We start from the raw sequence: 8714 nt of genomic DNA, 5'->3' as shown, positions 1-8714 counted from the left end.
AACCAACCCAACGTCGCAGGGGAGTGCGGCAACGGTGACAGACCCTTCAAGAAAAGGAATCTGTCATGTCGAATATCGAACTACTTACTTGCCATGAGGTCATGCGTCTCACGGGCATTCGCAGCCGAACCACAATTTGGAGACGCATTCGCAAGGGTGTCTTTCCTCATCCGATAGATATTGGCGGCGGACGTATCCGCTGGCGGTCGACGGATATCGACGATTGGATCGAGGCCCTCCCTCTGCGCCGCTATTGACCCCGCTAATGCGGGCAATGGTCCGCAGAAAGATACTCCCAAATGTCTATCCGATCATGGATCAAGACGGCCTTGCTGAAGCAGGGCTGGATCATCGTCCGCGCTCCAATTGATGACAAGGAGCGCACTGCCCAACTTGTTGAGCTGCTTGTTGAAGAAAACGCCGATGGGCGCTCCCGGAGGCATACACTAGGGCCTTGGCTCTGGTATGAGCGTCCCGTCTTAGATAGGTTTGAGGGCCACGATTGCGGCCTCACGGTCGAAGGTCCAATCTACCAAAGCAGAGATGGAACCGGGTATCCGCTTGGTAGCCAGCTTCGCACCGAATTCGGGTGGCTGGACCTCACGCCAGAAGAGACCAACCTGCTTGCAGATGAAGTTCGAACAGCGATCGACCACGCATTGCTTCGCTGGTTCACGTGTACCGATATGGCGGAACGCCAGTTGCCTTCCCGCCAGTCCCGCGAGCGTTACTTTGACGACGATTTCGCTCGCAATCTGATCCGGTCTGCGACGCCTCCAACGGCACAAAGGGAGGAGGTCTGCGATGGATAGAAACTTCTCTAAAATAGAAGAACGAGAGGGCCGCGATGCTACGCATCGAGCCCAGAAAGTGGATACACACCCCACGCACGGGTGCATCGAGGATTTCTGCGGGTTTAGTGAGATGCTGATAGCACCTCGCGACGATAGCTTGTTGCAGACCTTCGCAATTCCGCCATTCTTCGCGATGGCGGATAGCATCTCCATCGAGGCGAACCGATGAGTGCGCGGGCGCAGACGGTGCGCCTCAATCCGTCACAACACAGGCTGCTTGCGGACTTTGCGAAACGGCGAGGCCTGTCCCAATACGCTATGCTCGCAAGAGTGGTGGAAGCGGGCTTGCTTTCGCTGCTGCACGGCACCGACAAAGAGACCGATCTGGCTGAGCTGGCAGGCGAGATCGGTTCGATATCGGAGCGCCTGGCAGAGACCGAAAGGGTGCTTGACCGCGCTCTGTTCACCTCCTGCGCTGCCTACGCCTATGCGCGAAGTGCAGCGCTTGGAAAGAAGCAGTCTGATGAGGCTATTGCCGCTGAAGCACGGGCTGCTTTTGAGCGGCAACGCTCCCTTGCGCTGGAGGCCGAGTCATGAGTTTTGGGACCGATTTTGTCACCCGCGCCCATGCCCTCTGGCGGGTGCGTATGGCGCACTGGCAGCAGCGCTTTGGCTTCTTTGCCAAGCTTATTCTCATCTCGGCATTGGCTGGGGCGATAGTTGTCCCTCAGCTCCGTCTGATGCCCGAAGAGCTTACCGTTGCGGTCCAATATATGGGAGCGAGCCTGCTCACCCTTTTGGGTGATCTGTCTGGCAAAGACATGATGATGAAGGTGTCGATGGACGGCCAAAGCTGGACCGTATCCGCATCGGCTTTTGCCAGCGAGCCCCTTGTCGCCGCGACATTTAACAAGGCGATAAAACTGGTCATCGGCGGCGCGCTTGCGGGGCTCGGGACGGGTTTTTTGGTGTCCCACTTCATCAAGCGCACCATGTCCGAGCAAGGCAAAGATACGCTCGCCGACAGGGTCATTGGTGGTACCCGTCTGGCGGATGAAGCGGATGTGGCTGCTCAGACCACTTTGCTTAGTGGAAGGGATACTCTTCGCATCGGTCCAGTCCCGATCCCGCAGCGCATGGAGACCCGTCACTTTGCTTTTCTGGGCACGACCGGAAGCGGGAAGACGACTGTCTTGCGGCAAATGCTGGATGGCATAGAAGCGCGCGGCGAGGCCGCTCTTGTCTATGACACCAGCGGCGAGTTCATTGCCCATTATTATAACCCAGCGCGCGGCGACATAATACTCAATCCCTTCGATGCGCGCTGCACCTATTGGTCTCCTTTTGACGAGATCTCGCACCCGGCTGATGCAGACCGCATCGCGCGCCAATTGGTAGCAGAAACAGGCAGCGAGGATGACGATGTCTGGCTTGAGACAAGCCGCATTCTTGTCGCCAATATGATGCGATCACTTTGGGCAGAAAAGAACTGCAGCCTTGAAGCTTTGCTGGAAGCCCTACAGGTCAAAAGCAAGGAGCAGTTGAAGGAATGGCTGGGGCATACTTCGTCTGCCCGCACCTTTGCAGATGATGCAGATCGGGCAACGGGAAGCGTACTGTTCATGCTCGCCAAAGCTGCCAACCTTATCCAGTTCTTGAAGCTGAAAGAGGATGAGGGAGACCCCTTTGCCTTCCGTACATTCATCGTCAACCTGGACAAGTGCAAGGGCGCAAAGCCCTGGATATTTGTGCCGCGCAAGGAAGACTATTTCGAGGCGTCCAAGCCGCTGATGGCGTGCTGGCTCGAATGTGCAGCAAGTGCGGTGCTGGGTCTGTCGCCATCGCCGGACCGCCGCATCTGGTTCGTGCTCGACGAACTAGCCGACCTCCCCCGTGTCGAAAACCTTGCCCGCCTCTTGCCTGAAGGTCGCAAGTTTGGTGCGGCCATCGTGCTCACCTTTCAGGCGCTCGGGCAGATGCGCAATCGCTACGGTGCGAACATTGCCGAAGCCATGCTCGCCTGCTGCAACACCAAGCTGTTCCTGCAAACCGTCGACCAGGAAACACGCAAGTGGGCGAGCGAAACCATCGGGCAATGTGAGATCGAAATGCGCGTTGCAACCGATACGCTGGCAATCAATAATCAAGGCCCGCGAACGACCATGGCAACGCAGCGCCAGTTTCGTGCAGCGGTGCTCGAAAGTGAACTTAGGTTGAGTCCCTACAAAGGCTATTTGCTGCTGCCAGATGGCCTGCCGGTCACCAAGATCAGTCTTACCGCTGATCACATCACGCAGCGCGGAGAAGCGCGCCAGCCTGCCTACATCCCTGGCGATCCTGCGGACACGCTTTGGAGCAAGGTGAGTGAGATCGCCAAAGGCTCACAGGTCGACGAGGGCGAGGCAGAGAGCGAGTCTGGGCGCGGTAGTCAGCAAGGGCCCGTTTAATGGTCGCCACTGTCTCTGCCCTGTCAAGCGCAGCTCAGGCTGCGAGCTACTATGAGGCCGACGACTACTATGCCGAAGGCGGTATGGCTCCGTCCGAATGGTTTGGGGAGGCGGCGGAGAAGCTTGGCCTGTCCGGAGAGGTCGACCGCAAGCAATTCGGCGAGATGCTTGAAGGCCGGATGGCCGGACAGCAGCTTGGCAAAACCCGTGATGGCAAGGTCGAGCACCGGCCAGGCTGGGACATTACCTTGTCTGCTCCAAAGTCAGTTTCGATCATGGCTGAGGTTGCTGGAGACAAGCGGCTGATCAAGGCGCATGGGAAAGCGGTAAAGACGGCGCTTGCCCATGTCGAAACGCACATGGCGGCAACACGGATCAGGCAGGACGGTGAAGTCCGACGCGAGGCTACCGGCAATCTTGCAATTGCCACTTTCCGTCATGCGACGAGCCGGTCACAAGACCCCCAACTCCATACTCATGGGGTAATCCTCAACGCGACCGAGGACAAGGATGGCAACTGGCGTAGCCTGGAGCCACGCGCTTTCTACCAGCTGCAAAAGGAAATCGGCGCGATCTACCGTCAGGAGCTTGCGCACTGCGTTGGCGCGCTGGGTTATCGGATCGAGGCAGGGAAAGATTCGCTGTTCGAGATCGCAGGTGTTCCGGACAAGGCCATCGATGCACTGAGCCAGCGCACCGCAGCAATCGATGCCCGACTTGCCGAGCGCGGCACGAGCCGCGCGGAAGCGAGCGCCGCCGAAAAGCAGATCGCCGCGCTCGATACGCGGGAAGCCAAGACCAGTGCGGATCACCGTACCTTGCGCGCCAATTGGCGAGCAACCGCAGATTCCAACGGGTTCGACAAGGCATTGCGAGACCGGCTAATGAGCGAAGCGAGAGGGCGGACCAAGAGCAACGAAGCAACCACCAGCCCGGAGTTGTTGGCACGGCAGGCAGTAACATGGGCCGCTGCCAAGCTGTCCGAACGCGAGGCGGTGTTTTCGGCCAGCACTCTGGCACGCGAGGCCGGAGACTTTGCCTTTGGCAAGGTGGGGCACGATACAATCAGCATGGCCATTGCCGAGGCCGGAGAGCGCGGCGAGCTGGTCCCGCGCACTTTCCTTGACCGGCGCGGCGCGGAGTTTGTCGGGTTCACGACGCCGAGGGCCATAGAAACCGAACGCGCCATGTTGCGGCTTGAGGAAGCCGGACGCGGCATTGTGCAATCGCTCGCCAGTCCGGTGGCGGCAGCACGAACCATCGAGCGGGCTGCACGACAGTCAGCCCGATCCGGCTATGCCTGGACGGATGACCAGAAACGGGCGACCGCAGAATTGCTCACTTCGCGCGACCGAGTTGCCGCCGTTCAGGGCTATGCCGGGACTGCCAAGACTACGACGGTGCTCGCCACCTATGCGCGCGAGGCCGAGCGACACGGGTTTGCCGTAACTGCGCTTGCGCCAACCGCATCGGCAGCCACTGTGCTGGGTGATGCCCTGAGTCTGCGCGGTGACACCGTGGCGCGGCATTTGCTCGCACCGGAGGCGAAGACGGCTGGGAAGGATGCCGTTTGGATAGTCGATGAAGCCTCGATGGTCTCGGCGCACGACATGGCGAAGCTCTTGACCCACGCCGACAAGGCTGGAGCCCGACTTGTTCTTGTAGGTGACGCCAAGCAATTGGGATCGGTCGGTGCAGGCGCTGCCTTTGCCCAGTTGCAGCAAGCAGGCATGGCGACCGCGAAGCTTGCCGATGTGGTCCGGCAGACCAATGCCGACACCCGCGAAGCCGTCATGGCGTCGATCGAAGGCCACGCAGGCAAGGCTCTCGCCGCGCTGGAACGTGGCGGCGGCGAGGTGATCGAAGGCGCAACACCGGGCGAGCGCCTTGAGAAGATGGCCCGGCACTATCTGGCCTTGTCGCCAGCAGAGCGCGCAAGAACGCTGGTGATCGAGCCATCGCGCGAAGGCCGCGACCAGCTCACCGGCATGATACGCGCGAAACTGACCGAGCGCGGTGATCTGTCGGTAGAGGCCGTGCAGTTCGATGCGCTTGAAGCGAAAGGTCTCACCCGTGCGGAAGCGCGCGAGGCAGCAAGCTATGCCATCGGCGATGTCGTTAGGTTCAGCCGCGACTATACCGCCAAGGGCGTGCGACGAGGCGAAACCTTCGTGATTTACGCTATCAATCCCGAGCGCGGGCGCATTGCTCTGGAAGCACGCGATGGCCGTTCGCTTGATTGGCAGCCCCGGCAGTGGGGCGCAGGCAAAGCCGAAGTGTTCGAGCCGAAGCCGATGGAGCTGCGCACCGGCGACCGCGTGCAGTTCACACGCAACGACCGCGAGACGGGGCGGGTCAACGGGTTGGGCGGGTCCGTCACCAGCATCGATTCCGACCGTGGCCTGGCAACGGTGAAGCTCGCCAACGGACGCGAGCAGAAGCTCGACATCTCCGACCCTCGCGATGCCCACTTGCGTCATGCCTATGTCCAGACTGCCCACGCCGCGCAGGGCCAGACCGCCGAGCGCGTCCTGATCCACGCCGATAGCCGCTCCACCAATCTGGTCGACCAAAAGATGCTCTATGTCGCGCTGTCACGCGCGAAAGCTGAAGCAATTGTTGTCACCGACGACAAGGACCGGCTTGTCCACGCGATCTACGAACGCGCGGGCGAGAAGCAGACGGCCATGGCCGCGAGTACTCCCGAGGCTGGAAAGTCAAAGGCAATGGGTGCTGGTTTGGGCTGATCAAACGACTTGGCGGCGGCAGGCCATGGCGTCCTTCGTCCTGCCGTTGGAATGAACTGCTCCTCTTCGACAGGCCGTGCCGGGCGGGATCAACAGCCTGCCCGCTCCATTCGGGCTCACGCCCTCCCGTGTTGCCTGTTCCGCGTAACCGCTGACCCGTCCGGCCAATCCGGCCCGTCCCTTCATCCGCGTTCCCAACGATTGGACGAAGGACTTTCACCATGGCCAGCACCACAACCGCCAGCATCTACGACACGATCACCAACCAGATCATCGCCGCTCTTGAACGCGGCACGGATACTTTCTCGCTCCCCTGGCATCGCAGCACCGCGCCGCTTTCGCGCCCCATGAATGCGGCAACTGGAAAAGCCTATCGCGGCGTCAACGTGCTCGCCCTTTGGGCTAGCGCCGAAGCGCAGGACTTCGGACATGGTCTCTGGGCAACCTATCGCCAGTGGCAGTCGCTTGGTGCCCAGGTTCGCAAGGGCGAAAAGGCTTCACCCATCGTGTTCTACAAGGTCTTCGAAAAGCGCGATGACGATCAAGCCGAAGAATCGGATAGTTCGGCCCGCATTTTCGCGCAGGCCTCACACGTGTTTAACGCCAGCCAGGTCGAAGGCTACGCCCTGCCCGAAGTGCCGGACGGCGAAGACTTCGACCCTATCCCGCAAGCGGACGCTTTCGTTTCTGCCACCGGTGCCGCCGTACACATCTACGGCGACAGCGCCCACTACACTCCCGCGACCGACACCATCACCATGCCGAACCGCGAGCGCTTCTTCGCGACCGCCAGCGGCAGCGCGGCGCAAAACTGGTACGCCACCTTGTTGCACGAGCTGGTCCATTGGTCTGGCGCTGATCACCGCCTTGCCCGGAAATTCGGCAAGCGGTTCGGCGACAATGCCTATGCCATGGAAGAACTGGTGGCCGAGCTTGGCTCAGCATTCCTCTGCGGCGACCTTGGCCTTTCCACCAGCCCGCGCCCGGATCACGCCAGCTACCTCGCGAGCTGGCTGAAGGTGCTGAAGGCCGACAATCGGGCGATCTTCACGGCCGCGAGCGCTGCGGCGAAGGCTGCTGAATTCTTGAGCTCGGATTAGGTCGAGCAATACGTTGAGAGAATTTGCGGTCCGGTCTATCGTCCTCCAGAGACGGCAGATCGGCTGCGAACATCATTTCGAAGTATTATCATGAATCTAATCAAGTCTAAGCAGCGCGTTGTCGATCACGGGGAGGTATTCACACCGCCTTGGCTGGTCGAGAAGATGCTCGATCTTGTGAAGGGTGAGACGGAGCGGATTGATTCCCGCTTTCTTGAACCCGCCTGCGGCAGCGGCAATTTTCTCGTGCCGATCCTGCAACGCAAGCTGGCCGCCGTAGAATTGAAATTCGGCAAGTCGGACTTCGAGAAGCATCATCATGCGCTGCTCGCCCTAATGTGCTGCTACGGCATTGAATTGCTGGCCGACAATATCGCGGAATGCCGCGCCAACATGCTGGAGGTACTCGCGGACTATCTGGCACTAGGCGCGGACGACGATCTCTACTGTGCCGCCGCTCATGTCCTTTCGCTCAATCTCGTTCACGGGGATGCGATGAGAATGCGCGCGATTGATGATGCGCCGATCTGTGTGGTCGAGTGGGGCTATCTTGGCAAAGGGAAATTCCAACGCCGCGATTTCCGGCTTGATGTGCTGACCGGCATGGCGAGTTTCAGCGCGGAAGATTCCCTGTTCTCGACATTGGGCAAGCACGAGATATTCACGCCTGCGAAGACATTTCCGCCCATGAGTGTGCATGATCTTGCGACGGCGAATTACGGAATGGGGGCGAGCGCATGATTGAACAGGCCAGCTTTGCGCTGCGAGGGCGCAACCCCGATGTGCTGACCTGCATCGCCAACCTGTCAAACGACGAGGTGTTCACCCCGCCGGAGTTTGCCAACCGGATGCTGGATACGCTGGCAGAGGCATGGGCGGCAGACAATGATGGCGCCAGCATCTGGGCCGACAGTTCGGTGAGGTTTCTGGACCCGTTCACGAAATCCGGTGTCTTCCTGCGGGAAATTGCGAAACGGTTGATCGCTGGGCTGGAAACCGAAATCCCGGATTTGCAAACCCGCGTTGACCATATCCTGACGCAGCAGATTTTCGGCATCGGAATTACGCGGCTGACCAGCCTGCTGGCGCGCCGCAGCCTCTATTGCTCCAAGCACGCTTCCGGCGAGCACTCGGTCGCCAAAGGATTTTCCAATGACGATGGCAATATCTGGTTCGAGCGCGTCGAACATTCATGGGATGGCGAGAGATGCCGATACTGCGGAGCAAGTAAGAGTGCTCTGGACCGTGGTGATACTCTAGAGAGCCATGCATATGCCTTCATTCACACTGATGACATCAAGGTTCGCATTGCCGAAATATTTGGGGAAGACATGCAGTTTGACGTGATCATAGGGAACCCACCGTATCAACTGGATGATGGGGGACACGGCACTAGCGCAGCGCCAATATACCAGAAGTTCGTTGAGCAAGCGAAGAGTCTTGAACCGCGCTATTTGAGTATGGTCATTCCATCCCGATGGTTCTCTGGCGGCAAAGGTCTTGATGATTTTCGCGAGGCAATGTTGTCAGATGACCGACTGCGGACGATTGACGATTTTCTAGGCCGTGTTGACAAAAGGGATTCCCAAACGGGCTTGGTTCTGATTCAAGACTGCTTTTTGAGGA

General features: G+C 59.5%; 8 protein-coding genes. All 8 read left to right on the top strand.

What is annotated here, in order from left to right:
- The first annotated feature begins 65 nt into the window (after positions 1-65).
- Positions 66-257 (top strand): helix-turn-helix transcriptional regulator, encoded by a 192-nt coding sequence (locus EH31_RS17290; RefSeq protein WP_081853374.1) that lies wholly within the window; start codon positions 66-68, stop codon positions 255-257.
- Between the two features lie 42 nt (positions 258-299).
- A complete protein-coding gene (locus EH31_RS11240) occupies positions 300-812 on the top strand; it encodes a hypothetical protein (protein ID WP_034960516.1) in 513 nt (170 codons plus the stop codon).
- A gap of 207 nt (positions 813-1019) precedes the next feature.
- Positions 1020-1391 carry a hypothetical protein gene (locus tag EH31_RS11230; protein WP_034960513.1) on the top strand — a complete coding sequence of 124 codons (372 nt, stop codon included), beginning with the start codon at positions 1020-1022 and terminating at the stop codon, positions 1389-1391.
- The gene (locus EH31_RS11225; RefSeq protein ID WP_081853373.1) at positions 1388-3241 is read left to right on the top strand and encodes a type IV secretion system DNA-binding domain-containing protein; all 1854 of its coding nucleotides are present in this window, start codon (positions 1388-1390) and stop codon (positions 3239-3241) included. The genes EH31_RS11230 and EH31_RS11225 overlap by 4 nt, the downstream gene beginning before the upstream one ends.
- Complete coding sequence (mobF, locus tag EH31_RS11220; protein WP_034960512.1) at positions 3241-5988, top strand: MobF family relaxase; 2748 nt, start codon at positions 3241-3243, stop codon at positions 5986-5988. Before EH31_RS11225 ends, mobF begins: the two co-directional genes overlap by 1 nt.
- Positions 5989-6209: 221 nt before the next feature.
- Positions 6210-7088 carry an ArdC family protein gene (locus EH31_RS11215; protein WP_034960511.1) on the top strand — a complete coding sequence of 293 codons (879 nt, stop codon included), beginning with the start codon at positions 6210-6212 and terminating at the stop codon, positions 7086-7088.
- Positions 7089-7178: 90 nt separating this feature from the next.
- Positions 7179-7829 (top strand): DNA methyltransferase, encoded by a 651-nt coding sequence (locus EH31_RS11210; RefSeq protein ID WP_034960510.1) that lies wholly within the window; start codon positions 7179-7181, stop codon positions 7827-7829.
- Positions 7826-8714, top strand: an 889-nt coding sequence (locus EH31_RS11205; protein ID WP_199797030.1) for an Eco57I restriction-modification methylase domain-containing protein, incomplete at its 3' end; no start/stop codon positions are given. The genes EH31_RS11210 and EH31_RS11205, both read left to right, overlap by 4 nt.

This window comes from Erythrobacter longus, from assembly GCF_000715015.1.
GTDB lineage: Bacteria > Pseudomonadota > Alphaproteobacteria > Sphingomonadales > Sphingomonadaceae > Erythrobacter > Erythrobacter longus.
The sequence above is the reverse complement of the archived record's forward strand: the minus strand, read 5'-3'. Positions and strand labels throughout refer to the sequence as shown.

Bases quoted from the DNA above. Each gene is read 5' to 3' on its own strand.
- EH31_RS17290 (WP_081853374.1), top strand. From the start codon at position 66: ATGTCGAATATCGAACTACTTACTTGCCATGAGGTCATGCGTCTCACG.
- EH31_RS11240 (WP_034960516.1), top strand. From the start codon at position 300: ATGTCTATCCGATCATGGATCAAGACGGCCTTGCTGAAGCAGGGCTGG.
- EH31_RS11230 (WP_034960513.1), top strand. From the start codon at position 1,020: ATGAGTGCGCGGGCGCAGACGGTGCGCCTCAATCCGTCACAACACAGG.
- EH31_RS11225 (WP_081853373.1), top strand. From the start codon at position 1,388: ATGAGTTTTGGGACCGATTTTGTCACCCGCGCCCATGCCCTCTGGCGG.
- mobF (WP_034960512.1), top strand. From the start codon at position 3,241: ATGGTCGCCACTGTCTCTGCCCTGTCAAGCGCAGCTCAGGCTGCGAGC.
- EH31_RS11215 (WP_034960511.1), top strand. From the start codon at position 6,210: ATGGCCAGCACCACAACCGCCAGCATCTACGACACGATCACCAACCAG.
- EH31_RS11210 (WP_034960510.1), top strand. From the start codon at position 7,179: ATGAATCTAATCAAGTCTAAGCAGCGCGTTGTCGATCACGGGGAGGTA.